25 protein-coding genes are annotated in these 26,945 nt (G+C 71.7%); 8 read left to right on the top strand and 17 right to left on the bottom strand.

All coding sequences use genetic code 11. The features are described 5' to 3' along the window. Window positions 1–334 precede the first annotated feature (334 nt). From pknB to AB0D04_RS28590, 3 genes are all read left to right on the top strand, one after another. Window positions 335–2,296 carry a Stk1 family PASTA domain-containing Ser/Thr kinase gene (gene pknB, locus AB0D04_RS28600; RefSeq protein WP_362708911.1) on the top strand — a complete coding sequence of 654 codons (1,962 nt, stop codon included), beginning with the start codon at window positions 335–337 and terminating at the stop codon, window positions 2,294–2,296. A 64-nt stretch (window positions 2,297–2,360) separates the two neighbouring features. Next, window positions 2,361–3,245, top strand: a complete 885-nt coding sequence (locus tag AB0D04_RS28595; RefSeq protein ID WP_362708909.1) for a deoxyribonuclease IV — start codon at window positions 2,361–2,363, stop codon at window positions 3,243–3,245. Window positions 3,246–3,315: 70 nt separating this feature from the next. Next, window positions 3,316–3,846, top strand: a complete 531-nt coding sequence (locus tag AB0D04_RS28590) for a DUF4396 domain-containing protein (protein ID WP_362708907.1) — start codon at window positions 3,316–3,318, stop codon at window positions 3,844–3,846. 21 nt (window positions 3,847–3,867) lie between these two features. Here the strand turns inward: AB0D04_RS28590 and AB0D04_RS28585 are convergent, their stop codons facing one another. Beyond that, the gene (locus AB0D04_RS28585; RefSeq protein ID WP_362708905.1) at window positions 3,868–4,491 is read right to left on the bottom strand and encodes a sulfite oxidase-like oxidoreductase; all 624 of its coding nucleotides are present in this window, start codon (window positions 4,489–4,491) and stop codon (window positions 3,868–3,870) included. A 154-nt stretch (window positions 4,492–4,645) separates the two neighbouring features. Between AB0D04_RS28585 and bfr the strand changes: the two genes are divergently transcribed. Continuing rightward, window positions 4,646–5,122: a bacterioferritin gene (gene bfr / locus AB0D04_RS28580; protein ID WP_362708903.1), complete on the top strand. Its 477-nt coding sequence runs from the start codon at window positions 4,646–4,648 to the stop codon at window positions 5,120–5,122. A gap of 36 nt (window positions 5,123–5,158) precedes the next feature. On the opposite strand, the gene AB0D04_RS28575 is transcribed toward bfr, so the two are convergent. Both AB0D04_RS28575 and AB0D04_RS28570 read right to left on the bottom strand, forming a co-directional pair. Continuing rightward, entirely contained in the window at window positions 5,159–5,437 is a 279-nt protein-coding gene (locus AB0D04_RS28575; RefSeq protein WP_362708900.1) for a (2Fe-2S)-binding protein, read from the bottom strand. Between the two features lie 176 nt (window positions 5,438–5,613). Continuing rightward, window positions 5,614–6,957 (bottom strand): class II 3-deoxy-7-phosphoheptulonate synthase, encoded by a 1,344-nt coding sequence (locus AB0D04_RS28570; RefSeq protein ID WP_362708922.1) that lies wholly within the window; start codon window positions 6,955–6,957, stop codon window positions 5,614–5,616. Between the two features lie 288 nt (window positions 6,958–7,245). Between AB0D04_RS28570 and AB0D04_RS28565 the strand changes: the two genes are divergently transcribed. After that, entirely contained in the window at window positions 7,246–9,228 is a 1,983-nt protein-coding gene (locus AB0D04_RS28565) for an anthranilate synthase family protein (protein WP_362708897.1), read from the top strand. Here the strand turns inward: AB0D04_RS28565 and AB0D04_RS28560 are convergent. From AB0D04_RS28560 to AB0D04_RS28540, 5 genes are all read right to left on the bottom strand, one after another. Beyond that, a complete protein-coding gene (locus AB0D04_RS28560; protein ID WP_362708895.1) occupies window positions 9,194–10,210 on the bottom strand; it encodes a 2-hydroxyacid dehydrogenase in 1,017 nt (338 codons plus the stop codon). The genes AB0D04_RS28565 and AB0D04_RS28560 overlap by 35 nt on opposite strands. Window positions 10,211–10,341: 131 nt before the next feature. After that, window positions 10,342–11,370 carry a 6-phosphofructokinase gene (locus AB0D04_RS28555; protein WP_362708893.1) on the bottom strand — a complete coding sequence of 343 codons (1,029 nt, stop codon included), beginning with the start codon at window positions 11,368–11,370 and terminating at the stop codon, window positions 10,342–10,344. Between the two features lie 160 nt (window positions 11,371–11,530). Next, complete coding sequence (locus AB0D04_RS28550; RefSeq protein WP_362708891.1) at window positions 11,531–12,202, bottom strand: response regulator transcription factor; 672 nt, start codon at window positions 12,200–12,202, stop codon at window positions 11,531–11,533. After that, entirely contained in the window at window positions 12,199–13,392 is a 1,194-nt protein-coding gene (locus AB0D04_RS28545) for a DUF5931 domain-containing protein (protein WP_362708919.1), read from the bottom strand. Before AB0D04_RS28545 ends, AB0D04_RS28550 begins: the two co-directional genes overlap by 4 nt. A gap of 110 nt (window positions 13,393–13,502) precedes the next feature. After that, window positions 13,503–14,258 (bottom strand): lysophospholipid acyltransferase family protein, encoded by a 756-nt coding sequence (locus AB0D04_RS28540; protein ID WP_362708917.1) that lies wholly within the window; start codon window positions 14,256–14,258, stop codon window positions 13,503–13,505. A gap of 242 nt (window positions 14,259–14,500) precedes the next feature. Here AB0D04_RS28540 and AB0D04_RS28535 point away from each other — a divergent pair, with 242 nt between their 5' ends. Next, on the top strand, window positions 14,501–15,298 hold the full coding sequence (locus tag AB0D04_RS28535) for an alpha/beta fold hydrolase (RefSeq protein ID WP_362708888.1): 798 nt from the start codon (window positions 14,501–14,503) through the stop codon (window positions 15,296–15,298). Next, window positions 15,285–15,878, top strand: coding sequence for a hypothetical protein (locus AB0D04_RS28530; protein WP_362708885.1), 594 nt, complete (start codon window positions 15,285–15,287; stop codon window positions 15,876–15,878). The genes AB0D04_RS28535 and AB0D04_RS28530 overlap by 14 nt, the downstream gene beginning before the upstream one ends. Window positions 15,879–15,885: 7 nt before the next feature. Here AB0D04_RS28530 and AB0D04_RS28525 read toward each other — a convergent pair whose 3' ends face one another. The 6 genes from AB0D04_RS28525 to AB0D04_RS28500 form a co-directional block, all read right to left on the bottom strand. Further along, on the bottom strand, window positions 15,886–16,632 hold the full coding sequence (locus tag AB0D04_RS28525; RefSeq protein WP_362708882.1) for an endonuclease/exonuclease/phosphatase family protein: 747 nt from the start codon (window positions 16,630–16,632) through the stop codon (window positions 15,886–15,888). 130 nt (window positions 16,633–16,762) lie between these two features. Next, window positions 16,763–17,704, bottom strand: coding sequence for an ROK family glucokinase (locus AB0D04_RS28520; RefSeq protein WP_362708880.1), 942 nt, complete (start codon window positions 17,702–17,704; stop codon window positions 16,763–16,765). 88 nt (window positions 17,705–17,792) lie between these two features. Further along, window positions 17,793–18,278: a DUF5304 domain-containing protein gene (locus AB0D04_RS28515; RefSeq protein WP_362708877.1), complete on the bottom strand. Its 486-nt coding sequence runs from the start codon at window positions 18,276–18,278 to the stop codon at window positions 17,793–17,795. A gap of 65 nt (window positions 18,279–18,343) precedes the next feature. Then, the gene (locus tag AB0D04_RS28510; RefSeq protein WP_362708875.1) at window positions 18,344–19,558 is read right to left on the bottom strand and encodes an ArsA-related P-loop ATPase; all 1,215 of its coding nucleotides are present in this window, start codon (window positions 19,556–19,558) and stop codon (window positions 18,344–18,346) included. A 2-nt stretch (window positions 19,559–19,560) separates the two neighbouring features. Beyond that, a complete protein-coding gene (locus AB0D04_RS28505) occupies window positions 19,561–20,052 on the bottom strand; it encodes an SRPBCC family protein (protein ID WP_362708872.1) in 492 nt (163 codons plus the stop codon). A 188-nt stretch (window positions 20,053–20,240) separates the two neighbouring features. Beyond that, window positions 20,241–21,017 (bottom strand): metallophosphoesterase, encoded by a 777-nt coding sequence (locus AB0D04_RS28500; RefSeq protein ID WP_362708870.1) that lies wholly within the window; start codon window positions 21,015–21,017, stop codon window positions 20,241–20,243. Window positions 21,018–21,303: 286 nt separating this feature from the next. On the opposite strand from AB0D04_RS28500, the gene AB0D04_RS28495 reads away from it, so the two are divergent. After that, on the top strand, window positions 21,304–23,100 hold the full coding sequence (locus AB0D04_RS28495) for an AMP-dependent synthetase/ligase (RefSeq protein ID WP_362708868.1): 1,797 nt from the start codon (window positions 21,304–21,306) through the stop codon (window positions 23,098–23,100). A 34-nt stretch (window positions 23,101–23,134) separates the two neighbouring features. On the opposite strand, the gene AB0D04_RS28490 is transcribed toward AB0D04_RS28495, so the two are convergent. From AB0D04_RS28490 to AB0D04_RS28480, 3 genes are all read right to left on the bottom strand, one after another. Next, window positions 23,135–24,277, bottom strand: a complete 1,143-nt coding sequence (locus tag AB0D04_RS28490) for a glycosyltransferase family 4 protein (protein WP_362708866.1) — start codon at window positions 24,275–24,277, stop codon at window positions 23,135–23,137. A 117-nt stretch (window positions 24,278–24,394) separates the two neighbouring features. Continuing rightward, complete coding sequence (locus AB0D04_RS28485; RefSeq protein ID WP_362708864.1) at window positions 24,395–25,789, bottom strand: hypothetical protein; 1,395 nt, start codon at window positions 25,787–25,789, stop codon at window positions 24,395–24,397. 73 nt (window positions 25,790–25,862) lie between these two features. Further along, complete coding sequence (locus AB0D04_RS28480) at window positions 25,863–26,909, bottom strand: NlpC/P60 family protein (protein WP_362708861.1); 1,047 nt, start codon at window positions 26,907–26,909, stop codon at window positions 25,863–25,865. Between the last annotated feature and the right edge of the window lie 36 nt (window positions 26,910–26,945).

Genomic DNA, 26,945 nt, shown 5'->3' with positions numbered 1-26,945 from the left:
TGTTCGGCTGCGGCACCGGGCCTCCGGACTTCGTCCTGCGGCCCGGCGCCTCCCCGTTGGGGGTGGTGAAGACCGGTGGGGGCGTAAGTGCGTGGTCGGGTGCGGCCGGTGGACGCAGTGATGGGGCAACCGGACACACGATGCCGACCCCCACCGGCCTCACCACCCACCCATGGGAGGGGACGGACCGTAGCGGCGAAGCCGTGCAGGGCCGTCACCGCACCCGACAAACCCACGCCCGCCGCAGGCGCAACGGCGACAAACCCCAACGGCGCCGCAGCCGAACACGTCGGCCCAGGCAAAGCGCAGCGGAGGGGCCCTTAGACTCTGGGCCGTGGATACGACCCTTCAGGACCCGCTCGAGGGCCAGCTGCTCGACGGCCGCTACCGCATCCAGGCGCGCATCGCCGCAGGCGGCATGGCCACGGTTTACCGGGCCTTGGACACCCGGCTCGACCGTGTGCTCGCGCTGAAGGTGATGCATCCGAGCCTCGCCACCGACGCGGCGTTCGTGGACCGCTTCATCCGGGAGGCGAAGTCGGTCGCGCGGCTGTCCCACCCCAACGTGGTCGGCGTCTTCGACCAGGGCACGGACGGTACGTACGTCTATCTGGCGATGGAGTACGTCGCCGGGTGCACGCTGCGCGACGTCCTGCGTGAGCGGGGCGCCCTGCAGCCGCGGGCCGCGCTGGACATCCTGGAGCCGATCCTCGCCGCCCTGGGTGCCGCGCACCGGGCGGGCCTGGTCCACCGGGACATGAAGCCGGAGAACGTCCTGATCGGCGACGACGGCCGGGTCAAGGTCGCCGACTTCGGCCTGGTACGCGCGGTGGACACCAACACCACCGCCTCCACCGGATCCGTTCTGGGCACCGTCTCCTATCTCGCGCCCGAGCAGATGGAGCACGGCACCGCCGACGCCCGGGTCGATGTCTACGCCTGCGGTGTGGTGCTCTTCGAGATGCTGACCGGCGGCAAGCCGCACACCGGCGGCTCCGCGGCGCAGATCCTGTACCAGCATCTGCACGAGGACGTGGCGCCGCCGTCCACCTTTGTGCCCGGTCTGGCGCCGCAGCTGGACGAGCTGGTCGCGCTGGCCACCGCCCGCGATCCGCAGCAGCGCCCGCAGGACGCCGTGGCCCTGTTCTCCCGGGCGCGGTCGGCCCGCGGCGAGCTGACCGACGCGCAGCTGGACGTCGTGCCGCCGCAGGCGCACGCGGTGCCCGAGAGCGACACGGAGCGGACGGATGTGCTGCCGCGGCTCGGCGCCGTGCCGCTGCCGGGCGAGGCGGAGCTGAACCGCACCAGCCGCCTCGAGATCCCGCCGCCGGGCGGGGTGCCGCCCACGGATGCGACCACCCGGCTGCGCCCGGTGCCCGCCGCGCCGCGGCCGACCGGGCTGATACAGCGGCACAAGATCCTCACCATCGTCGCGGCCGTCCTGCTGGTCCTGGGCGTGGGCACCGGCGTCTGGTACATCACGGCCGGCCAGTTCACGACCGTCCCCGCCGTGCTGGACATGCCGCAGGCCAAGGCCGAGCGGACGCTGCGCGACGAGGGGCTGGGCGTGAAGGTGGTGCGCGGCTTCAGTACCAATGTGGAGCGCGGCCATGTCATGAAGACCGACCCGGGCACCGGCAAGCAGATTCGCGATACGGACACGGTCACCCTCACCATCTCGCGGGGCCCGGAGATCGTCTCCGTACCGGATCTGTCGGGCACCCCGTTGGCCGACGCCAAGCGCAAGCTGCGCGACCGGGGGCTGATTCCGGGCACCGAGACCCGGACGTTCAACGCAGAGGTCGCCAAGGGCTCGGTGATCCATACGGATCCGGCCGCGGGCAGCAAGCGGCGGCCGGACACCGCGGTGGCGCTGACGATCAGCCGGGGCGCCGCGATCGATGTGCCGGATGTGATCGGGGACGACCGTGCCGATGCCGTGGCCTCGCTGCAGGAGGAGGGCCTCAAGGTGAAGTTCACCGCGCCGGTCTTCTCCGAGGAGGACAAGGGCACCATCGCCAGCCAGTCGCCCGTCGGGGACAAGGACGAGCAGCTCGGCAAGGGCGACACGGTCACCCTCACGGTCTCCAAGGGCCCGGAGATGGTCACCGTGCCCGATGTCACCGGGGAGGACGTCGAGGACGCCAAGAAGGAGCTGACCGATCTCGGCTTCCAGGTCGTGGTGAAGAAGCCGTTGCTCTTCCCGCAGGACACCGTCGAGAGCCAGTCGGTCGAGGGCGACGAGCAGGCCCCGAAGGGCAGCACGATCACCATCAAGCTCGAGGGCGCCCTCTAGCTGCGCGCCTGCCGGCCGCTGTCCCCCGGACGGCGGCCGGCAGGCCACCTGGCACCCTGGGTGGGTGAGCACTTCCTCCCCACGCACCCGTAATCCGGTCGGCGGCCATGTGCCGGTGGCCGGCGGCCTGGCGAAGACCGGCCTCCCGTACGCCCGCGAGATGGGCGGCGAGACCGTACAGGTCTTCGTGGCCAACCCGCGCGGCTGGGCGACGCCGCCCGGCAGCCCCGCGCAGGACGAGGCGTTCCGGGCGGCCTGTGCGCAGGAGGAGATCCCGGTCTACGTCCATGCGCCGTATCTGATCAACTTCGGGTCGCACAACGAGGCGACCGTCGAGAAGTCCGTGGAGTCGCTGCGCCATTCGCTGCGGCGCGGGCGGGAGATCGGTGCGCTGGGGGTGGTGGTGCACACCGGGTCGGCGACCGGCGGGCGCCCGCGGACGGAGGCGCTGGCGCAGGTACGGGAGCGGATGCGGCCGCTGCTGGACGAGCTGACGCACGACGACGACCCCTGGCTGCTGCTGGAGCCGACGGCCGGGCAGGGCGCTTCGCTGTGCGCGCTGGCCGAGGATCTCGGCCCGTATTTCGACGTACTCGACCGGCATCCCCGGCTCGGCGTCTGCCTGGACACCTGCCATGCCTTCGCGGCCGGGCACGACATGGCCGCGCCGGGCGGGATGAAGGCGCTACTGGACGAGCTGGTGGACGTCACCGGCGAGGGCCGGCTGAAGCTGATCCACGCCAATGACTCCAAGGACGTGGTGGGCGCGCACAAGGACCGGCACGCCAACATCGGCGCCGGGCACATCGGCGCGGAGCCGTTCGGCGAGCTGTTCCGGCATCCGGCGACCGACGGGGTGCCGCTGGTCATCGAGACGCCGGGCGGCAAGGAGGGCCATGCGGCGGACGTGGCCCGGCTGAAGGAGCTGCGCGGGCCGAGCACCCCCTGAGGAATACCCCCAGGGGGTATACGGTTCCTGTCATCGGGCAGGAACCGCTACCTCTCGTTGGGGGATTCGCATGCAGCACCAGGCGCACCACGAGCACCCGGCCGCCGGGCACCACGAAGGCCGCGGGCACCATGAAGGCCATGGGGACCACCACGGCCACGGCCCGGTCAGCTGGGCGATGGCCGCCAAAGCCACCCTGCACTGCCTCACCGGGTGCGCCATCGGCGAGGTCCTCGGCATGGCGATCGGCACCGCACTGGGCTGGCCCAACGCCCCGACGATGATCCTCGCGATCGCACTGGCCTTCACCTTCGGCTATGCGCTCACACTGCGCGGCATCCTGACGGCGGGCGTCGGCTTCCGTACGGCCTTCCGGATCGCGCTCGCCGCCGACACCCTCTCCATCGCCGTCATGGAGCTGATCGACAACGGCGTGATCGCGCTCTGGCCGGGCGCCATGGACGCCCATCTGGCGGATGCGCTGTTCTGGGGCGCCCTGGCGGCCTCACTGGCGCTCGCCTTCGTGGTGACCACGCCGGTCAACAAGTGGATGATCGGCCGCGGCAAGGGCCATGCGGTGGTGCACCGGTACCACCACTGAGGGCGGACGGGGGCGCGGGGCTCAGAGCTCCGGGCCCTCGCCCGGCTCCTCCTGGTAGGAGTAGCGCTGCTCGCGCCACGGGTCGCCGAGATTGTGGTAGCCGCGCTCCTCCCAGAAGCCGCGGCGGTCGGCCGTCATGTATTCGATGCCGCGGACCCACTTGGGGCCCTTCCAGGCGTAGAGATGCGGCACGATCAGCCGGACCGGGAATCCGTGTTCGGCAGTGAGCAGTTCAGCCGAGCGGTGGGTGGCGAAAATGCAGTTCTCCGCGGCGAAATCCGCAAGCCGCAGATTCGAGCTGAATCCGTACTCGGCCCACACCATCACATGGGTGACATCCGGCGCGGGCGGCGCAAGGTCCAGGATCGTCTGCGTCCGGACCCCGCCCCATTCGGCGCCGAGCATGCTGAATTTCGTGACGCAGTGCATGTCCGAGACGACGGTCGCATACGGCAGGGCCGCGAATTCCTCGTGCGACCAGCAGTGCTTTCCGCCGTCCTTGGTGGCACCGAAGGCCCGGAACTCCCAGCGCTCGGGGCGGAACTTCGGGACCGGCCCGTAATGCGTCACCGGCCAGCCCCGCTGCAGTCGCTGCCCCGGAGGCAACTGAGGATGCCCCTCTTCGCGGCTGTGCGGCTGACCCATGCCTCCATGTTGTCAGACCGGAAGGGGTGCCGATGACCAGGGAGGGAGGGAATCGGGCAACTCATACTAAGCGTGCACTTACTGGACGCTCACTCCGGGCGGTGCGAGGATGCGCGGCACCTGCCCAGTTCACGCGCGGAAGGAGCCCGCAGCCATGCAGGGCGACCCCGAGGTCATCGAATTCCTCAACGAGCAGCTGACTGCCGAGCTGACCGCGATCAATCAGTACTTCCTGCACGCCAAGATGCAGGAGAACTTCGGCTGGACGAAGCTCGCGAAGTACACACGCAGCGAGTCGTTCGACGAAATGAAGCATGCGGAGCTGCTGACCGACCGCATTCTCTTCCTCGACGGGCTGCCGAACTACCAGCGGCTGTTCCATGTACGCGTCGGCCAGACCGTCACCGAGATGTTCCAGGCGGACCGGCAGGTCGAGGTCGAGGCGATCGACCGGCTGCGCCGCGGTATCGACATCATGCGCGCCAAGGGCGACATCACCTCGGCGAATATCTTCGAGGACATCCTCGCGGACGAGGAACACCACATCGACTATCTCGACACACAGCTGGAGCTGGTGGAGAAACTCGGTGAGGCGCTGTACATCGCCCAGCTGATCGAGCAGCCGAGCTGAGCGCGCGCACCGGACGGGCCACCCGGCCCGGCAGGGCTACGCGACCTCCTGGAGCGCCACGGGCACCGCTGCGGCCACCTCCGCGACCGGCGGCGGCCCGGCGGCGGAGCCCAGCGGCTCGGGGTCCCCGCTGTCGATGAGGTCACGGCGCGGGCACGCGCCACGGCCGAGCAGCTCCTGGATACGGCGTACACAGCCGCCGCAGTCGGTGCCGGCCTTGCAAGCGGAGGCGATCTGGCGGGGCGTACACGCGCCGGTGCCCGCGTGGTCGCGGACCTGCTGCTCGGTGATCCCGAAGCATGAGCAGACGTACACGCGGTTTCACCTCCGTAGGACACCTCACCGGCACTCATCACCGGTACTCATCGATCCCGCTGATCTTGAGTGAGGTTACCCTTACCTTACCTGGCCCGCAGGGCGGGAACAACGCGATGGGGCGCGGATCACAGATCCGCGCCCCACTCACGTTCTACCGGTCACTCACCGCGTGCTCACTGGTCGCGGTACATCTCCGCCACCAGGAACGCCAGGTCCAGCGACTGGCTGCGGTTGAGCCGCGGGTCGCAGGCGGTCTCGTAGCGCTGGTGCAGATCGTCGACGAAGATCTCGTCGCCGCCGCCCACGCACTCCGTGACGTCGTCACCGGTCAGCTCGACGTGGATGCCGCCCGGGTGCGTGCCGAGGCCCTTGTGGACCTCGAAGAAGCCCTTGACCTCGTCCAGCACATCGTCGAAGCGACGGGTCTTGTGACCCGAGGCCGCCTCGAAGGTGTTGCCGTGCATCGGGTCGCAGATCCACGCCACCTTGGCGCCGGCGGCGGTGACCTTCTCGACCAGCTCGGGGAGCTTGTCGCGGACCTTGTCCGCACCCATCCGGGTAATGAAGGTCAGCCGGCCCGGCTCGCGCTCCGGGTCGAGGCGCTCGATGAGGGTGAGCGCGTCATCGACCGTGCTGGTCGGGCCGAGCTTGACGCCGATCGGGTTACGGATGCGGGAGGCGAACTCGATGTGCGCGCCGTCCAGCTGCCGGGTGCGCTCGCCGATCCACACCATGTGGCCCGAGACGTCGTAGAGGTTGCCGGTCCGCGAGTCCACGCGGGTCAGCGCCGACTCGTAGTCCAGGACCAGCGCCTCGTGGGAGGCGTAGAACTCGACGGTACGGAACTCCTCCGGGTCCACCCCGCAGGCGTTCATGAAGTTCATCGCGCGGTCGATCTCGCGGGCCAGATCCTCATAGCGCTGCCCCGCCGGCGACGACTTCACGAAGTCCTGGTTCCAGGCGTGCACCTGGCGCAGGTCGGCGTAGCCGCCGGTGGTGAAGGCGCGCACGAGGTTCAGGGTCGCCGCGGATGCGTTGTACATCCGCTTGAGCCGCTGCGGGTCCGGGATCCGGGCCGCCTCGGTGAATTCGAAGCCGTTGACGGAGTCGCCGCGGTAGGTCGGCAGCGTCACGCCGTCGCGGGTCTCGGTCGGCTTGGAGCGCGGCTTGCTGTACTGGCCGGCGATCCGGCCGACCTTGACCACCGGGACGGACCCGGCGTAGGTCAGTACGGCGCCCATCTGGAGGAGCGTCTTGAGCTTGTTCCGGATGTGCTCGGCGGATACGGCGTCGAAGGCCTCCGCACAGTCGCCGCCCTGAAGCAGGAACGCCTCACCACGGGCGACCGCTCCCAGGCGCTCACGCAACTGGTCGCACTCGCCCGCGAAGACGAGCGGCGGATAGGACTCGAGCTCCGCGATCACATCGCGCAGAGCCTCTTGGTCCGGCCAGTCAGGCTGCTGCGCCGCGGGTAGGTCTCGCCAGGTGTTGCCACCGGCGTGGGTTTCAGCGTTCACGGTCACGAACACCACATTACGGGGTCTTCACAGGGGTCCAGAACGCCGCCCGCAGAGTGAGACGGGCTGCGCACGGCACGGGGCGGCACCGGCGCATCGGGTAGGGTGCCCGGCATGCACGCGCAACCGGCCATGAACAGGCACTGGTGGTGGACCGCTCATCCGGCGGCCCACTGATTTTCGCGCGCGCACCACAGACTCCGCGAAGGCCGCCCCTGGGGCGGCCTTCGGCGTTTCCGGAGCGGGCCGTCCCTCTGCCCCACCACTTGAGTGAGAAGGACGAGGACCATGGACCTGCCCCAGCCGCTCGCCGACGACCGGCCGTTTCCCCGCCCGTCGCCCGCCACCGCCCTCAGCCGACTGCTCTGCGAGCAGACCCCATTTGCCTTGTTGCGCCGCCGTACACCGGGCCGCGACCACGACACGGTGGAGGTCCTCGTCGGCCCCGTCGCCGCGTACGACCGGCTCGCCGACCTCCCCGAGGGCCTGGCGCTGGTGCCGTTCCGGCAGATCAGGGAGCGCGGCTTCGACGTCCGCGACGACGGCACCCCGCTGCTGGCCCTGACCCCCGAGGAGACGTACGAGCTGCCGCTCGCCGAGGCGCTGGCGCAGCTCCCGGACCATGAGGTGCGGGTGACGGACGGGGCCTTCGATGTGTCCGACGAGGCGTACGCGGAGATCGTCGGCCGGGTGCTGGACGAGGAGATCGGGCGGGGCGAGGGCGCGAACTTCGTGATCCGGCGGACGTACGAGGGCGTGATCCCCGGGTTCGGCAGGGCCGATGCGCTGGCGCTGTTCCGGCGGCTGCTGGCCATGGAGCGGGGCGCGTACTGGACGTTCGTCGTGCACACCGGGGAGCAGACGCTGGTGGGCGCCAGCCCGGAGGTGCATGTGCGGATGAGCGGCGGCACCGTGGTGATGAACCCGATCAGCGGGACGTACCGCTATCCGGCCGGCGGCCCGACCGCCGACGATCTTCTGGACTTCCTCGCCGACGGCAAGGAGATCGAGGAGCTCTCGATGGTCGTCGACGAAGAGCTGAAGATGATGTGCACCGTCGGCGACATGGGCGGCGTGGTCATCGGGCCGCGGCTCAAGGAGATGGCGCACCTCGCGCACACCGAGTACGAGCTGCGCGGACGGTCGTCGCTGGATGTACGGGAGGTACTGAAGGAGACGATGTTCGCGGCGACGGTGACCGGTTCGCCCGTACAGAACGCCTGCCGGGTCATCGAGCGCCATGAGGCCGGCGGGCGCGGCTACTACGCGGGCGCGCTGGCGCTGATCGGCCGCGACGCGGGCGGCGCGCAGACGCTGGACTCGCCGATCCTGATCCGTACGGCCCACATCGACGGCGGGGGCAGCTCCCGCTCGAGCGGAGCCGAGAGCGGGGGAGGACGGCTGCGGGTGCCGGTCGGGGCGACGCTGGTGCGCGGCTCGGACCCGGCGGGCGAGGTGGCGGAGACGCACGCCAAGGCGGCGGGGGTGCTCACCGCGCTCGGTGTGCGCAAGGCCCCCGCCCTCCCCCATGGCCTGAAGGGCGGGGGAGGCACCGCCACGGCGGACGCCGCGCCGCCCCGGCTGGCCGACGACCCGCGGGTGCAGGCCGCGCTGGACGCCCGCCGCGCCGACCTCGCCCCGTTCTGGCTGCGGATGCGGACCACCGCGCCGACCGCCGCGCTCAGCGGCCATGCGCTGGTCATCGACGGTGAGGACACCTTCACCGCGATGCTGGCGCATCTGCTGCGCACCTCGGGCCTGACGGTGGACGTGCGCCGCTACGACGAGCCGGGGCTGCGCGCCGTGCTGCTCGCGCACGAAGGGCCGGTGGTGCTGGGCCCCGGCCCCGGCAACCCGGCCGACGCCGCCGACCCCAAGATGCGCACGCTGCGCGCCCTGACCGCCGAGCTGGTCCGCGGGCACCGGCACGGGCTTCTCGGTGTCTGCCTGGGTCATGAGCTGCTCGCCGCCGAGCTGGGGCTGGAGATCGTCCGCAAGGAGGTGCCCTTCCAGGGCGCGCAGGAGCGGATCGACTTCTTCGGACGGCAGGAGACGGTCGGCTTCTACAACACCTTCACGGCCCGCTGCGACGACACCACGGCCGCCGAACTGGCCATGCACCGCATCGAGTTGAGCCGGGACGCGAAGACCGGCGATGTCCATGCGCTGCGCGGGCCGGGCTTCGCGGGGGTGCAGTTCCACCCCGAGTCGGTGCTGACCCTGGACGGCGCCGCGGTCACTGCTCAGCTGCTGGCGGCTGTCCTCGTGTGACCAGCATGTTCTCGTTGGAGCGGTGGGCCAGATAGTCCTCGACATTGCGCACGGTGGCGTCGACGATCTGGCCGACTGCGTCCTCGGTGAAATACGCCTGGTGCGAGGTGACCAGCACATTCGCGAAGGTCATCAGGCGGGCGAGGATGTCGTCGTCGATAACGTCGAGGGACTTGTCGAGGAAGAAGAGCCCGGCCTCCTCCTCGTAGACGTCCAGGCCGACACCGGCGAGCCGGCCCGCCTTGAGCGTGTCGACGAGGGCCGCGGTGTCGACGAGCCCGCCGCGGCTGGAGTTGATCAGGATCGCCTCGTCCTTCATCGCGGCCAGCGCCGCGGCGTCGATGAGGTGCCGGGTGGCCTCCAGCAGCGGGACATGCAGGGTGATCAGGTCCGACCGGGCGAACAGCTGCTCCTGGGCGACGTACTTCATGCCGAGGGCGACGCAGTTGGGGTTCTCCGTGATGTCCCAGCCGAGGAGGTTCATACCGAATCCATGGGCGATGCGGGTGAACGCCTCGCCGATCCTGCCGGTGCCGATCACGCCCGCCGTACGGCCGCGCAGATCGCGGCCCATCAGACCGTCCAGCCGGAAGTCGAAGTTCCGGGTGCGGTTGGCGGCCCGTACGATCCGCCGGTTCACCGCCAGCGCGAGGCCCCAGGCGAACTCCGCGACCGCGTACGGGGAGTAGGCGGAGACCCGGCCGATGGTCATGCCGAGGTCGGCCGCGGCCTCCAGGTCGATGTTGTTGAAGCCCGTGGAGCGCTGGGCGATCATCTTGGTGCCGCCGGCCGCGAGGGTCTGGAGCACATCGGCGCCCAGGTCGGCGTTGACGCTGGAGCTGACGACCTCGTAGCCGTGCGCGATGGGCGCGGTGTCCCGGTTGATGAACACCTCCAGGCTGCGGACCTGGTGCCGGCCCTCGAAGGCCTTCTCCAGAAAGGCGCGCTCATCCGCCTGGACACCGAAGGCGACGATCTCCACGTTCTCTCCCGCTGGTATGAATTGCCCCGCATATATGTAATGGGCCGGATATGTCGCGTACGGCGAATATACGGCCCATCGGGGGGCGGCGCCGACCGGGCCGCAGGCAGGGCGGCGCGGCCCGGTCCGGCTCAGCCGAAGAACACGCCGACCTCGGTGTAGAGCGCCGGATCGACGGTCTTCAGCTTCGCGGTGGCCTCCGAGATCGGCACCCGGACGATGTCCGTGCCGCGCAGCGCGACCATCTTGCCGAAGTCGCCGTCGCGCACCGCGTCGATGGCGTGCAGCCCGAAGCGGGTGGCCAGCCAGCGGTCGAAGGCGCTGGGGGTGCCGCCGCGCTGGGTGTGGCCGAGCACCGTCGTCCGCGCCTCCTTGCCGGTGCGCGACTCGATCTCCTTGGCGAGCCACTCCCCCACGCCCGAGAGCCGGACATGGCCGAAGGAGTCGGTGGACCCGTCCTTGAGCACCATCTGGCCGTCCTTGGGCATCGCCCCCTCGGCGACGACCACGATCGGGGCGTAGCGGACCTTGAAGCGCGACTCGATCCAGCCGCAGACCTCGTCGATGTCGAAGCGCTGCTCGGGAATGAGGATGACATTGGCGCCACCGGCGAGGCCGGAGTGCAGCGCGATCCAGCCGGCGTGCCGGCCCATCACCTCGACGACCAGGACCCGCATATGGGATTCGGCGGTGGTGTGGAGGCGGTCGATGGCCTCGGTGGCGACGCCGACGGCGGTGTCGAAGCCGAAGGTGTAGTCGGTGGCCGAAAGGTCGTTGTCGATGGTCTTGGGGACGCCGACGCAGGGCACGTCGTGTTCGTCGGAGAGCCGGGCGGCGACGCCCAGGGTGTCCTCGCCGCCGATCGCGATCAGCGCGCCGATCTCGTTCTTGGCGAGGTTCTCCTTGATCCGGCGGATGCCGTCGTCCTCTTGGAAGGGGTTGGTCCGCGACGAGCCGAGGATGGTGCCGCCGCGCGGCAGGATCCCGCGGACCGCCGGGATGTCCAGCGGCACGGTGTTGCCCTCGAGGGGGCCGCGCCAGCCGTCCCGGAAGCCGACGAAGTCATAGCCGTATTCCTGGGTGCCCTTGCGGACGGCACCCCTGATCACCGCGTTCAGACCAGGGCAGTCGCCGCCGCCGGTGAGTACTCCGACCCGCATCGCTTCACCTATCCCGTCGTTGGCCGCGTACGGCCGTGCATGAGCAGACCCGGTCACGCTAATGGTGACCTGGGTCACTCCGGGATGGGACACACACCGATTCCGGTGAATTCGCGGGGAGTTGACGCCGGGCGTTCACCCGTACGAGCGGCCCCCGCCGCTACGCGTCGTCGAGGCCGCGCTCGATGGCGTACCGCACCAGCTCCACGCGGTTGTGCAACTGGAGCTTGCCCAGGGTGTTCTGGACGTGGTTCTGCACCGTGCGGTGCGAGATGACCAGGCGCTCGGCGATCTGCTTGTACGAGAGTCCCTTGGCCACCAGGCGCAGCACCTCGGTCTCGCGCTCCGTCAGCTGCGGTGCGCCCGGCTCGTCCGACGTCGCGGGGGCCGGTTCGGTGGCCAGCCTGCGGTACTCGCCGAGGACCAGACCGGCCAGGCCCGGCGTGAACACCGGGTCGCCGGCGGCCGTACGGCGCACCGCGTCCAGCAGCTCCTCCGTGCTCGCCGACTTCAGCAGGTAGCCGGTCGCCCCGGACTTGACCGCCTCCAGGACATCGGCGTGCTCGCCGCTCGCGGAGAGCACCAGCACCCGCAGCGCCGGATTGCCGCCGACCAGCTCCTTGCACACCTGGACGCCGGGCAGCCCGGGCAGATTCAGGTCCAGCACCAGCACATCGGGGGAGGCGGCCTGCGCCCGGCGCACCGCCTGGAGGCCGTCGCCGGCCGTGGCCACCACGTCGAAGCCGGCCTCGGCCAGATCCCGCGCTACCGCATCGCGCCACATCGGGTGATCGTCGACCACCATCACCTTCAGGCCCGTCGGTTCACTCACGTTTTCGCCTTCCCCCTGCCCTTGGGCTCCGCGCCCTTGGGAACCGTCAACTCCACTTCCGTGCCCTGGCCGGGGACCGAGACCCACTCGGCGCGGCCCCCCAGATCCCGCAGCCGGCCGCGGATCGACAGGGCCACACCGAGGCGGCCCTCGCGCTCGGCGTCCGCGAGCCGGCCCTCCGGGATGCCGGGGCCGTCGTCGCGCACCGTCACGATCACCGCCTGCGGTTCGTCCTCCACCAGGATCCACGCGTGGGCACCGTCCCCCGCGTGCACCCGGACATTGTCCAGTGCGGCACCGACAGCAGCCACCAGTTCCGCCGCCGCGGCGGCCGCCAGCTCCACCGGGGCGCCGGGCTCGGAGAAGGTGACGCCGGCGCCCGCGTACGGGGCGAGGAGGGCGCGGACGTCGCACGGCCCGCCGGTCTGCCGAACCGCTTCGGCGGTGTGGCGCACCGGCTCCGCGGCGGCCGCCGCCCGCGGCTGCGGCATCAGCCCGCCGGAGACCAACGTCCGCAGCGCGACCTCCTGTTCGCCCGCCATCCGGCCCAGCTCGGCCGCCTCGCCGCCGATCGCGGCGCCGCGCCGCTGCACCATCGCCAGCACCTGCAGCACGCTGTCGTGGATGTCGCGGGCCAGCCGCTCCCGCTCTCTGGTGGCGGCCTCTATCTGCAGCGCGCGGGCGAGGGTGCGCTCACTGGCGCGGGCCACCTCGACGACGTAGCCGATCGCGACGCTGGCAACCCACACCAGGACGACGTTGTGGATGGTGTCGCGGGCCATCTCCTGGCGTTCGACGAGGTTGGCGACGGCCACCAGGGCGGAGGCCACCGCGGCCCAGCGCCAGCCGCGCTTGATCGCAAAGCCCAGCACGGCGCCCGCCGTCCAGATGGAGGGCAGGGTGGGCCCGCCCTCCATGATGCGGGTGGGAGTGTCCACCAGCGGCGTCAGCAGGATGCCGCCGACCGCGAAGCCGAGGTCGCCGAGCAGGAAGTGCCGGGTGCAGCGCTCCGCCGAGGTCGTACGGCGCCAGGTGAACGCCATCCAGACGGTGAGCGCCGCGATGTAGGCGAAGGCGCCCCACGGACGCGCGTACTCCTTGTACGAGAGCGCGAACAGGCACAGCACATAGCCGAGGGTGAGGATGCGGTAGCCGGTGAGCGCGCGCCACAGCGGCAGCTCCACGGACATCCGCAGCACCTTCGGCGGCCGCTTGCCGTGCCGCCGGCCGGCGGCCATGCCACCGCTCACATCCGTTATGCCGGCATCCGTCATGCCGCCCCCCACCCCTCGCCGGGCGTCTACGCCCCGGCCGTCTCGGCCTTCCCGTTGTCGGCGGCCTTCCCGGCCTCGGCCTCCGCCTTCTTCTTCGTCTCCGCCGCCTTCGCCGCCTCGGCAATCTGCCGCTTGGCCGCCGTCGCGTAGATGTCGACGTACTCCTGGCCGGACAGCTTCATGATCTCGTACATGACCTCGTCGGTGACCGACCGCAGGATGAAGCGGTCGCCCTCCATGCCCTGATAGCGGGTGAAGTCCAGCGGCTTGCCGATGCGGATGCCCGGCCGGATCATCTTCGGCACGATCTTGCCCGGAGGCTGCACCTTCTCGGTGTCGATCATCGCCACGGGGATGACCGGGGCTCCGGTGGCCAGCGCCACGCGGGCCAGGCCGCCCGGCTTGCCGCGGTAGAGCCGGCCGTCCGGGGAGCGGGTGCCCTCCGGGTAGATGCCGAACAGCTCACCGCGCTCCAGCACCTCGATGCCACTCTTGATGGCCGCCTCGCCCGCACCCCGGCCGCCCGAGCGGTCGACCGGCAGCTGGCCCACGCCCTTGAAGAACGCGGCGGTCAGCTTGCCCTTCACGCCCGGGGAGGTGAAGTACTCGGACTTCGCGATGAAGGTGACCTTGCGGTCGAGCACCGCGGGCAGGAAGAAGGAGTCCGAGAAGGACAGGTGGTTGCTCGCGAGGATCGCCGGACCCTCGGCGGGGATGTTCTCGATGCCTTCCACCCAGGGCCTGAAGGCAAGCTTCAGCGACCCGCCGATGGAAAACTTCATTGCGCCGTAGATCAACCGACTGCCTCCTGTGTGTGACGCAAAGACCTTAACCTGCCCCGGCGCCCCGCTCGCCGCGGCGGGGCTGCGGCGGCCCGATACGACGGAACGGCTCCCCGCCCCTGACCGGGCCGGGCGGACGCCCGGTGACCGGCCGCGCGGCCGCCGCCGGACCTATCCGCTCCGCGTCGCTCCGCGTACGCTGAGGTAACCCACCAGGCCCCTTTATCGATCGGAGTTCCCCGGTGCCGCTCCTTCCCGGAGCCGAGCCGTTCCGCCGTGACGGCGGAGAGGTCGGCGTCCTTGTGTGCCACGGCTTCACCGGTTCCCCGCAGTCCGTACGCCCCTGGGCCGAGCATCTGGCCGACCAGGGGCTGACCGTCGCCCTGCCGCTGCTGCCGGGACACGGCACCCGCTGGCAGGACCTGCAGGTCACCACCTGGCAGGACTGGTACGCCGAGGTCGACCGCGAGCTGCGCGCACTGACCGAGCGCTGCACCAAGGTCTTCGTCTGCGGCCTGTCCATGGGCGGCGCGCTGGCGCTCCGCCTGGCCGCCAAGCACGGCGACGCAATCAGCGGCGTGGCCGTGGTCAACCCTGCCAACAAGGTCCATGATGCCGCGGCGCCGCTGCTTGTGGTGCTGCGCCATCTCGTACGGACCACCAAGGGGATCGCCAGCGACATCGCCAAGCCGGGCGCCGAGGAGGTCGGCTACGACCGGGTGCCGCTGCACGCCGCGTACTCACTGCGCCGCTTCTTCCAGCAGGTCGACTCCGAACTCCCGGGCGTGACCCAGCCGTTGCTGGTGATGACCAGCCCGCAGGACCATGTCGTACCGCCCGCGGACTCCGAGCGGATCCTTGGCCGGGTCTCGTCCACGGACGTCCGGCACAAGCTGCTGGAGCGCAGCTATCACGTCGCCACGCTCGACCACGACGCCGAGCGGATCGCCGAGGACACCTTCGCCTTCATCACCCGGCTCGCCCCCGAGGCGGTGCCGGGTGGCGTCACGGAGGGGACGGCGGCCCGTGGCGGAGCGTAGCCCCCGCGACCCCCAGGACCCGCTGGACGAAGAGGCCGCCTGGGCCGAGATCGTGGCGGGGTACGGCGAGCAGCCGGAGTTCCCTGCGGCGGACGAGGACAAGGAAGAGCCCGCGGTCGAGGGTGAGGCCGTGGGCCGTAAGGACGGCGCGGCCGGCACGGGCGGCGTGGACGGTACGGGCGGCGCGGACGGTACGGCGCAGCCGGGGGCGGGCGACAAGGCCCCCGGCGACGGCCGCCCCGGCAGCTTCATCGTCTTCGCCCCCGGCGTCGGACCGCGCGACTGGAGCGCCACCGAGCCGTCCGACGACGACTTCGACGAAACCGACGAGGGCCACTTCACCCCGCCCGAGCCGCCCCCGCTGCCCACGGCCGACGTCACCACGAGGTTCGCCTGGCTCGCGGTGCTCGGCGGTCCGCTGCTGCTGGTGGCCATGGTGCTCTTCCAGCAGCCCATGACGTGGTGGATTGCCCTCCTGGGCATCGGCGGCTTCCTCGGCGGCTTCGCGACGCTGGTGGGGCGGATGAAGGAGAGCGGCGGCGACGATGACGACCGGCCGGGCGGCGGGGCGGTGGTCTGAACCGGCGCTAGGCGGCCGGCACCCGCAGCGCGGCCAGGACCGGCAGGTGGTCGGAGGCGGCCAGCAGATCCGCCTCCCGCACCCCCGGCAGGCCGTGCGGCACCCCGCACCCCAGCACCTCGACACCCTCGGTGAAAAAGATCGCGTCGATCCGCTGATACGGCTCATGGGGCGGGGAGGTCATCTCCCCGCCCCACGGCTTGACCGCCCACCCGTCCCGCAGCGCCCCCGCCACCCGCCGGAAACTCCGCCCGTCCGGCCGGTCGTTGAGGTCCCCGCCCGCGACCGCGTACGGCACATCCAGCAGCGCCAGCCGCTCCAGCAGCAGACCGGCCTGCCCGTGGCGTTCCGCGTCGGCCAGGCTGAGGTGACAGCTGAGCACCCCCAGCCGGGCGCCCCCGATCCGCACCACGGCGGTCGCGAATCCGCGCTGGTGCAGGCCGGGCGTACGAGGCAGCAGGAAGTCCTCCGTGCGCTCCACGTGGGCGCGCAGCGAGGAGAGGATCATCGGGCCCGCGGTCGTGGCGCCGCCGGTGACGTACACCAGCTCCGACGTGCGGGCCAGCCGCTCGGCGGCCTTGCGCCAGCGGAAGAACCGCGGCGCCTCCTGGACGAGCACGAGATCGGGGGCGCAGGCCCGGATGACCCGCGCCAGCGCCGCCCGGTCGTCGCGCAGCGAGCGGATGTTGTAGCTGAGCACCCGGATCACGGCCGAACCGTCGGGTTCCGTACGGGAGTCAGGGAGCAAGATCAAGGAGGCAGGTCCTCTCGCCGGGGCCGTCCTGGAGGCCAGGAGACAGGGTCGTCATACGGGCCCAGAATAGGCAACGCCCGCCGCATCCCGGGGGATGTGACGGGCGTTGCCCTACGGCCTACGGGCGGCCTCAGCCCTGGCGGGCCAGGTCAGCGGCTCCCACCAGCCCGGCCTTGCCGCCGAGCTGGGCGGCGAGCACCTGGGCGTGCGGGCGGTACTGGTTGCCCACCAGCCAGCGGCGGAAGGACTTGCGGATCGGGTCGAGGACCAGCTCGCCCTCGTCGGAGACGCCGCCGCCGACGATGAAGGCGGACGGGTCGAAGAGCGAGGCGAGGTCGGCCAGGCCCGCGCCGGCCCAGCGGGCGAGTTCGCGGAAGGAGTCGATGGCGACCGCATCGCCCTGGCGCGCGGCCGCGCTGATGTGCTTGCCCTGGATGCCCTCGGGGGTGCCGTCGCCGAGCGAGAGCAGCGCCGTGGCGTTCTCGGGGGTGGCGAAGGCGCGCTGGCGGGCGTAGCGCAGCAGGGCGCGGCCGGAGGCGTACTGCTCCCAGCAGCCCTGGCTGCCGCAGCCGCACAGCAGGCCGTCGGGCACGACCCGGATGTGGCCGAACTCGGCGGCGACGCCGAAGCGGCCGCGGCGCAGCTTGTTGCCGATGATGATGCCGCCGCCCAGGCCCGTGCCGAGGGTGATGCAGATGACGTCGCTGTGGCCCTGGCCCGCGCCGAACTTGTACTCGCCCCAGGCCGCGGCGTTGGCGTCGTTCTCGACGACCACGGGGAGGCCGACGCGCTGCTCGACCTTGTCCTTGAGCGGCTCGTGTCGCCAGTCGATGTTGGGCGCGAAGAGGACCGTGGCCCGCTTCTCGTCGACATAGCCGGCCGCGCCGATGCCGACGGCCTCGATCTGGTGGCCGGTTCCGACGGTGCGGACCGCGTCCGCGATGGCCTCGGTCAGCGCGTCGGTGGCCTGCGGGGTCGGTACCTGGCACGTCTCAAGGATCGAGCCCTCTTCGTCGACCACGCCGGCCGCGATCTTCGTGCCGCCGATGTCGACGCCGATGGTGAGTCCCATGTGTCCCTCAGTTATTCGCTCGGCTCCCCGCCGGGGTCAACCGTACCGGAGGAGGGACCGCCTTCCGCTGCCCTGCCGCTGCGGGGCGTCAGTCGAGGTCGATCCGCTCGGTGCCGGTGGGGCCGTCGTCGTCACGCGGGTCGTCGCCGCGGCCCGGTGCCCCGCCGTCGGGGCGGTCCTCGAGGTCGTCGCGGGTCCAGCGGCGCTCGCTGCGCTCGACGGCCGAGCGGTAGGCGGCGAGCAGTTCGGATCCGGCCGCGGCGAGGTGGTCGAAGAGCTCGGGGTTGCGCTCGATCACCGGCTCCACGGCGGCCTTGGCCTGCCGGAACAGCTGGCTGACGGCGCCCTGCGCGGCGATCCCGCCCAGTGCGCCGGGCAGCTGGATGCCGGCGAGCTTGTCGGTGACGGCCTCGGCGAGCTTGCGCAGCTCCTCGGCGGCGCTGCCCGGCTCGGGGCCGAATTCGGTACGGCGGCGGTCCTTCTCCGCCGCGAGGTCCTCGGCGCAGGCCGTCTCCCAGGCATCGGCGTCGAAGCCGTCCTTGCGGTCGGCGGGACGCTCGGTCGCATCACTCATGATGATCTCCGTGGACTCCAGCGGCGGGACTCACCCCCGACGTTACCCGAATGGTGGTACGGCGTTCAGGAACTCGGTTCAGGGCTTTTGGGCCACAGGCCCGGATCGGGGGTGAAGCGGATGTCGAGGACGCCGTCGCGCAGTCCGGCGCCGGAGACGCTGCAGCGGCGCAGCGCCGAGGGAAGCGTACGGATCCTGCGGAAGCTGCCGACGGTGACGACGATCTCGTCGCCGCGGCGCACCAGGCCGAGGCCCTCCCGCCGGGCGCCGGGGAGCGGCACCCTCCACAGCAGGATGCCGTCCGTGGCGCGTCGGTCCTCCACCGCCCAGGGGTCGGCGTGCGTGTCGGCGGCGGGTCCGGTGTCGCCGATCTTGCCGGTGGGCCCGTCGATCAGCTCGTCCAGCTCGTCGACGCCCTGGGGGTCGCGGCCCAGGTGCGGCACCTCGTGCACCGGCACGCCGGGGAATTCCTCGCGCAGCGCCTTGAGGGCGGTCTGCTGGCTGCCGGAGAGGGCGGCGAGGAACGGGTCCGCGGAGCTGGTGGGCAGCAGCCGGTTGACGAGGACGGCGTCGGTGCGGCGGCCGTGGAGGGCCAGCCCGGCGCGGAGGGCGTGGAGCTTGGCCGTGGCGAGCGGGCCGGCTTCGGTGACCAGGCGGACGGACGTGCCGGGAGCGTCGATCACCCGCTGGACGGCGGCGAGTTCGCGCTCCCAGCGCTCGGCGGCCTCGTACAGCTTCTGGGCCGGCATCGGGACGCCCGCGAGCTGGGCGAGCACCGGGCGCAGCGCGCGGGCGGCCTGGCGCTCGGGCGGCAGCAGGCGGCGCAGATAGCGGCGGACCTGGGCGGGCAGCGCGAGCAGCCGGATCGTTTCGGCCGCGGGCGGCATGTCGACGACGAGCAGGTCCCAGGCATCCGATTCGTGTTCGGTGCGCAGGGCGTGCAGCAGCGCGAAGGCCTCGGAGCCGGGGAGTTCGGTGAGTTCGTCCTCGTCGAGGGGGGCGGCGCCGAGGAGGTCGAGGGCGGTGCCGGCGCGCTCCTGGAAGGCCAGGAACTCCTGCCGGAAGCGGTCGCCGGAGTCGATGCGGCGGGCGTGCAGGCCGGGGGCTATTGCGGTCGCGGCATCCGCTCGCAGACGTGAGCGCAGCATCGCTTCCGGAGCACTGCTCTCGGCCGTGAGCAGCAGTACGCGCGCTCCCTGCCGGGCGGCGGCCAGGGCGGTCGCGGCGGCCAGCGTGCTGCGGCCCGAGCCGCCGGCACCGGTGACAAGGACGGTCCGCACGCTCAGAGCTTCTTGCCCTCGTCGGCGGACGCCCCGGAACCCCCGGCGCTTCCGGACCCGCTCTCCACCCGCTTCTTCAGCCCGGCCAGCGCGCGGTCGATGATGACCTTCTCCGCCTTGCGCTTGATCATCCCGAGCATCGGGATCTTCACATCGACGGTCAGCCGGTAGGTGACCTCGGTGGCGGCGCCACCGCGCGCCGCCGCAAGCCGGTACGAACCGTCCAGCGCCCGCAGCATCTGCGACTTGACCAGCGACCAGCTGACCTCGTTCTCCCCCGTCCAGGTGTAGGCGAGGGTGTGGTCGTCCTTGATCGCACCAGCGTCCAGTACCAGGCGCACCTGCTCGGCGCGGCCCCGGTCGTCCTCGGCGAGCACCTCCGCCTCCTTGACCTCTCCGGTCCACTCCGGATAGCGGTCAAAGTCGGCGATCACTGACATCACTTCGGCGGGTGCCGCCTCGATCGTGATGCTTGAGCTGGTGTGTTCGGCCATCGCCGTGACTCCTCCATGCCAATCCATGCCGATTCGCGATCCATGCCGATTCGCGCCGGTCCGCCAAGCCGGTCCACCGACTCGCGTCACGCTCGTAAAGCTCGTCAAACTCCGTGTCTCTGCTGCTGAAGGCTACCGCGCGGCGGGTGTCCGGCGGACGCGTGGCCGCGCACAGCGCCACCGCGGGCTCACCACTCCAGGACGTACGGCGTCCCCGTCGCGTTGAAGTGCCCGACGTTGACGCACTCCGTGGCGCCGATCCGCACCCGGCGGGCGAGCGGCTGATGCACATGCCCGAAAAGGGAGTAACGGGGCCGGGTGGTACGAATCGCCTCCAGCAGCGCCGCACTTCCCCGCTCGAAGCGGCGGGCGACCGTGTCGTAGCAGAGTTCGGGGACATCCGGCGGAATGTGGGTACACAGCACATCCACCTCCCCCACCGCCTCGATCTTGGCGGCGTACTCCTCGTCCCCGATCTCGTACGGGGTCCGCATGGGTGTCGTGAGCCCACCCCCGACGAACCCGAAGACCCAGCCGCCGATTTCCACCCGCTGGCCGTCGAGGACGGTGACGCCCTCCCCCGCGTACTCGGCCCACAGCCGCGGCATGTCGACGTTCCCGTAGGTGGCGTACGCGGGCGTGGGGAAGGCGGCGAACAGCTCGGCGTACTGCTTGCGCACCGCGCCCTCGATGACGGCCTCCCTGCTGTGGCCCGCCCGGTCCAACTCCCCCCAGAGCCTGCGCCCGAGATCGCGGGCCTCCTCGAAGCGGCGCGCGGTGCGCAGCTCGACGAGGGCGTGGGCGTTCTCGACGCCGAACAGCTCGGGGAAGATGCCGCGCGAATGATCGGCGTAATCCAGGAAGAGCACCAGGTCGCCGAGGCAGACCACGGCATCCGCGCCGTCGCCGGCGGCGGCCAGGCCACGGCTGTTGCCATGGACGTCACTCACCACATGCACACGCATGGCGCCACCCTAGATGCCCCGGGAAGTTGCCGGGAGGCCGCCTGCGACCTGGGGTTACTTTCGGGTCAGTACGCTGCTGGTCTACTCTGCGCGAGAGCAGTCCCATGGCGTGTCGTAAACCCTGTGTAAAGCGTGTGACGCATGAAACATCTGGCCTCGAACCCCTATCCCAAAAGCAATACCGATGGGTAACGTCCGGGCAGTCCAATCCCCCCTTGCATGATCATGGACCGCAACCGGTGCGCACACAGCGTCGTGGCGCCGGCGCCAATGAGGAGCAGCAGTCTTGCGCGAGTTCAGCCTTCCGGCCCTGTACGAGGTCCCCGCGGACGGCAATCTGACGGATCTCATCCGCCGAAATGCCGCGCAGCACCCGGATGTTGCCGTCATTGGACGCAAGGTGAACGGCCAGTGGCAGGACGTCACCGCCACGGCCTTCCTCGCCGAGGTCCGCGCCGCGGCCAAGGGCCTGATGGCCTCCGGCGTCAAGCCCGGCGACCGGGTCGGCCTGATGTCGCGCACCCGCTACGAGTGGACGCTGCTGGACTTCGCGATCTGGAGCGCCGGCGCGATCACCGTCCCGGTGTACGAGACCAGCTCCGCCGAGCAGATCCAGTGGATACTCGGCGACTCGGGCGCGGTCGCCTGCCTGGTGGAGAGTCCCGGCCATGAGGCCGCCGTGGAGTCCGTACGCGACCGGCTCCCGGACCTGGAGAACATCTGGCAGATCGAGCGGGACGCGGTGGCCCGGCTGCGGGCCGCGGGCGCCGACATCACCGACGCGGAGGTCGACGAGCGCAGCGCGCTCGCCGACGCGGACTCGCCCGCCACCATCGTCTACACCTCCGGCACCACCGGCCGCCCCAAGGGCTGTGTGCTCAGCCACCGCAGCTTCTTCGCCGAGTGCGGCAATGTCGTCGAGCGGCTGCGCCCGCTCTTCCGTACGGGCGACTCCTCGGTCCTGCTCTTCCTCCCCGTGGCGCATGTCTTCGGCCGCCTGGTCCAGGTGGCGGCGCTCATGGCCCCCATCAAGCTCGGCCACGCCCCCGACATCAAGCACCTCACGGACGATCTGGCCTCATTCCGCCCGACGATGATCCTGGGCGTCCCCCGCGTCTTCGAGAAGGTCTACAACTCGGCGCGCGCCAAGGCGCAGGCCGACGGCAAGGGCAAGATCTTCGACAAGGCCGCGGACACCGCGATCGCGTACAGCCGGGCGCTGGACACCGCCGACGGCCCCTCCCTCGGCCTCAAGGTCAAGTACAAGGTCTTCGACCGCGTCGTCTACGGCAAGCTGCGCGCCGTCCTCGGCGGCCGCGCCACCCACGCCATCTCGGGCGGCGCCCCGCTCGGCGAGCGCCTCGGCCACTTCTACCGCGGCATCGGCTTCACCGCCCTGGAGGGCTACGGCCTGACGGAGTCCTGTGCGGCCACCGCCTTCAACCCCTGGGACCGCCAGAAGATCGGCACCGTCGGCCAGCCGCTGCCCGGCTCCGTGGTCCGCATCGCCGACGACGGCGAGGTCCTCCTGCACGGTGAACACCTCTTCACCGAGTACTGGAACAACCCCTCGGCCACCGAAGAGGCCCTCTCCGACGGCTGGTTCCACACCGGCGACATCGGCACCCTCGACGAGGACGGCTACCTCGCCATCACCGGCCGCAAGAAGGAAATCCTGGTCACCGCGGGCGGCAAGAACGTCGCCCCGGCGGTCATCGAGGACCGTATCCGCGCCCACGCCCTGATCGCCGAATGCATGGTCGTCGGCGACGGCCGCCCCTTCATCGGCGCCCTGATCACCCTCGACGAGGAATTCCTCCCCCGCTGGGCCGAGGAACACGGCCACCCGGGCGATGTCACCCCCGCCGACATCGCCAAGGACCCGGAACTGCTGGCCGCCGTACAGCGGGCCGTCGACGACGGGAATGCGGCCGTGTCCAAGGCCGAGTCGGTACGCAAGTTCCGCATCCTGCCGGCGCAGTTCACGGAGGAGTCGGGGCATGTCACGCCGTCGCTGAAGCTGAAGCGGAATGTTGTGGCGAAGGACTTCTCCGAGGAAATCGAAGCGATTTACCGGGGGTGAAGCGCCCCACGTTGTCGGCTGCGGCGCCGTGGGGTCAAAGCAGCGCCTTCAGGCGCCCCGCGAGCCCGTCCCAGCGCCACTTCTCCTCGACCCAGGCGCGACCGCGTGCGCCCATCCGGTGGCGTAGATCGGGGTCCTTCAGGAGGGTGATGAGGCGTTCGGCGGTGGGGGCGGGGGCGCCGCCGGGGACGACCCAGCCGGTTTTGCCGTCGAGGACGGCGTCGGGGGCGCCGCCGGAGTCGCCGGCCACCACGGGCAGGCCGGTGGCGGAGGCCTCCAGGTAGACGATGCCGAGCCCTTCGACGTCGAGGCCGCCGCGGCGGGTGCGGCAGGGCATGGCGAAGACGTCGCCGGCGCCGAAGTGGGCCGGGAGTTCCTCCCAGGGAACGGCGCCGGTGAAGCGTACGGAGTCGGCGACGCCGTTGCGCAGGGCGAGGGCGTGGAGGTCCTTCTCGTAGGGGCCGCCGCCGACGATCAGCAGGACCGCCTCCGGGACCTCGGCCAGGACGGCGGGCATGGCCTCGATGAGGGTGTCCTGGCCCTTGCGGGGGACGAGACGGGAGACGCAGACGATGACCGGGCGGTCGGCGAGGCCGAGGCGGGCCCGTACGGCGTCGCCGCCCGAGGCGGGGTGGAAGGTCTTCTCGTCGACGCCGGGCGGGAGTTGGACCATGCGGGACGCGGCGGCCGGAGTGAGCGCGCCCGCAATCCGGGAGCGGGTGTATTCGCCGAGGTAGGTGAGGGTGTCGGTGCCCTCGCCGATGCGCCGGAGGAGCCGGCGGGCGGCGGGGAGCTGGGCCCAGCCCGCCTCATGGCCGTGCGTGGTCGCCACGATGCGCCGGGCGCCGGCGGCGCGGAGGGCGGGCGCCATCAGGCCGAGGGGGGCGGCGGCGCCGAACCAGACCGAGGAGCAGCCGTGTTCGCGCAGCAGGACGGTGGCGCGCCGGGTCACCCTGGGCGTGGGCAGGAGCATGGTCGTACGGTCGCGGATCACCGTGAACGGCTGCTCGGCATCGAAGGCGGCGGTGGCCGCAAGACCTTCCTTGGTGCGCTTCCACGTCGAGGCGTAGACGACGACCTGGGAGGGGTCCAGGCGCAGCGCCATGCTGTGCAGGAAGGCCTGGATGCCGCCGGGCCGGGGCGGGAAGTCGTTGGTGACGATCAGCGTCTTGTGCACGGTGGTCTTTCGCCAGGGGTTGCGCGGGGCCGGTCCCGGCCGACAGTACCGGGTCGCCGTCCGGCGGCGGGCGGCCCGGCCCGCCGCGCCCCTACCGCCTCCCGCGCGGCGGGTCGCTCACCGCAACTGCCCTTCCACATACTCCCGCCACTCCTGGGTGAACTCCGCGACCCCCATGCCCAGTTGGGACCGCAGCGCCCGGTCCAGCCGCTCGGCGCGGTCCTGGCGGCGGGCGTCGTGGGCGGAGGCGGAGCCAGGGGTGTGCCCGGCCCTGGGGCGGTGGGTGGCCCGGAGCACCTCGATCGGTGGCCCGAGCCGGCCCGCGGCGGTCTCGGCGCCGCTGCGGCCCGCGGCGCGGTAGAAGGCGATCAGCTTGGCCTCGCCCCACTTGTCGGCGATCATGCGGCAGGCGAGCCAGCCGCCCTCGTACGCCTTCGCCAGGCGGTCCGCGCCGGCCTGGAAGCCGAAGTCCTCGTCGGTGGGGAGGCGGTCGGGGGTCTTGCCGAGGGCGACCGCGCGGGAGAGTTCGGGGGCGGTGATGGCGGCCTTGCGGCGTATATCGCGATAGGCGACCCAGTCGGCGAAGCCCTCGGAGAGCCACAGGGGGGTGGCCTCGGTGGTAACCGTACGGGTGGCGACATGGGCGGTCTCGTGGGTGAGGACGACCGCGCGGCCGAGGTCGTTGAGTTCCTCGTACGCCTCCGGGTTGACGATCACCCGGTCCGCGGGGGCGGTGGCCGAGGCGCCCGCCTCGCCGGTGGTGACGGCCGCGATGCCCATGTAGCCGGCGGAGTCGCCGCTGCCCAGCAGCTGCGCCATCTGGTCGACGGTGTCCGGCGCCTCCACCACCACCTTCGCCGACCAGCTGCTCTTCCAGGCGTCGGAGACCGCGGGCACCGCCTCGTCCACCCGGTCCGCAAGATCGCGCAGCCGCGCCGGGTCGGTGGCGCCGCCCAGGACGAGGCTGTGCCGGCCGCGCACCAGCCGTACCGGGCCCTGGTCCCACAGCTGGCGGGTGCCGGGCCGCCCGGCCGGGGTGCCGTCGGTGTCCGAGGTGATCCGCCAGCGGCCGCCGCGTTCGGTGAGCGTGAGGTACTGGAGGGAGGTCACGGGCGCGGTGTCGTAGCCCTTGAGGCGGTAGCTCAGCCGTACCTTGGCGGCCATCCGGCCGTGGGGGCCGCCGGCCGGGAGCGGGAAGGCATCGGTGGAGACGAGGTCGTAGCGCCAGTCGGTGAGCGGGACCGCCGTGAGGTTGGCGATCAGGCGGCGCTGGCGGGCGCGGTAGGGGGTGGCCGCCCGCGGGTCGACGGTGGCCAGGAGGGCGGCGGTGTCCCGGTGGCGGACGGCCCGCGCGCGGGCGTCGAGCATCCGCTGGACGTCCGGGAAGCGGTCGCGCGGCGGGGACTGGGGTGCGCAGCCGGTGAGCGGGACGAGCAGCGCAAGGAGCGGGGCGGCACAGACCGCCGCCCCGGCCCGTGACGGCCATCGCCGCCGCGCCCGCTGACGTGACATGCCGCTGATCGTAAGTGCGACCCGCCCGGCGCAAAAACGCAGGGAAACGGCGGGAGGGGGGTCGAGGGCCGGTTCAGGGCCTGGTGACGGAGGCGACCGGCATCATGCCGACGGGGTCGTAGCGGACCCGGGCACCCGGATACGGGGCGTGCACGACCTGGCCGTTGCCCACGTACATCCCGACGTGGCTGGCGTCCGAGCGGTAGACGACCAGGTCGCCGGGCTGCGCCTGGGAGAGCGGCACCTGGCGGCCGGCGCCCCGCTGGGCCTCCGAGGTCCGCGGGATGGAGACTCCGGCGCGCGCATAGGCCCATTGGGTGAGTCCGGAGCAGTCGAAGGACGAGGGGCCGCTGCTTCCCCAGGCGTACGGGGAGCCGACGGCGGCGAGTGCGGCGGCGACGGCCGCGGCGGCCCGCCCGGAGGCCGGTACGGCGCCGGAGAGGTCGGGGAGGATCTCGTCCCGCCCGTCGCTGCGGGAGGCCCGGCCGTAGGCCGCCCTGGCGTCCCGCGGGAGGGCGTTCAGCAGGCGCTGGGCGGCGGCCAGCTTGCGCCGGACCGCCTTCTTGCCGCGGGCGACGTCCCGGCGGCCGGCCTCCAGGGCCGCCAGCTTCGCGGCGGTCGCCCGGCGCTGCTGCTCCAGGGCCCGCAGCGCGTCCTGGAGCTCGCGCAGCTCGTGCGCCCGGGTGCTGTTGATCCGGTCGAGGGCGAAGGCCTTCTCGAGGTAGCTGTCGGGGCGTTCGGAGAGCAGCAGGCGCAGGGCGGGGTCGATGCCGCCGCCCCGGTACTGGGCGGCGGCCAGGGCGCCGAGCCGGGTGCGCATCCGGTTGACCTGCTCCTGGGCGCGGGCGGTGCGGTCCTGGAGGTTCGCCACCTCGTCCCGCAGCCGCCGGGTCCGCTCGTCGGCGCCGTTGACGTTCTCGGTGGCCCGCTCGGCCTCCTCGTAGAGCTTGTCGAGCCGTGCGGTGGCCGCTTCCCGGCCCGCGGCGGGGTGTTCCGCGGGGTCGGCCGAGGCCGGTGTCCCCGACAGTGCGGCGGCCGCGGTTGCCAGGGCCGCCGAGACGGCGGTGACACCGGTGCGGGTGACGGGGCCTGGCTGTGAGGTACGGCGATGGGAGACCACGTGTGCCGCACTCCTTCCCTGTGCAGCCGCTGCCGC

The sequence above is a fragment of the Streptomyces sp. NPDC048483 genome (genome assembly GCF_040651455.1).
Classification (GTDB): Bacteria; Actinomycetota; Actinomycetes; order Streptomycetales; family Streptomycetaceae; genus Streptomyces.
This window is presented reverse-complemented; position numbering and strand designations above follow the sequence as displayed.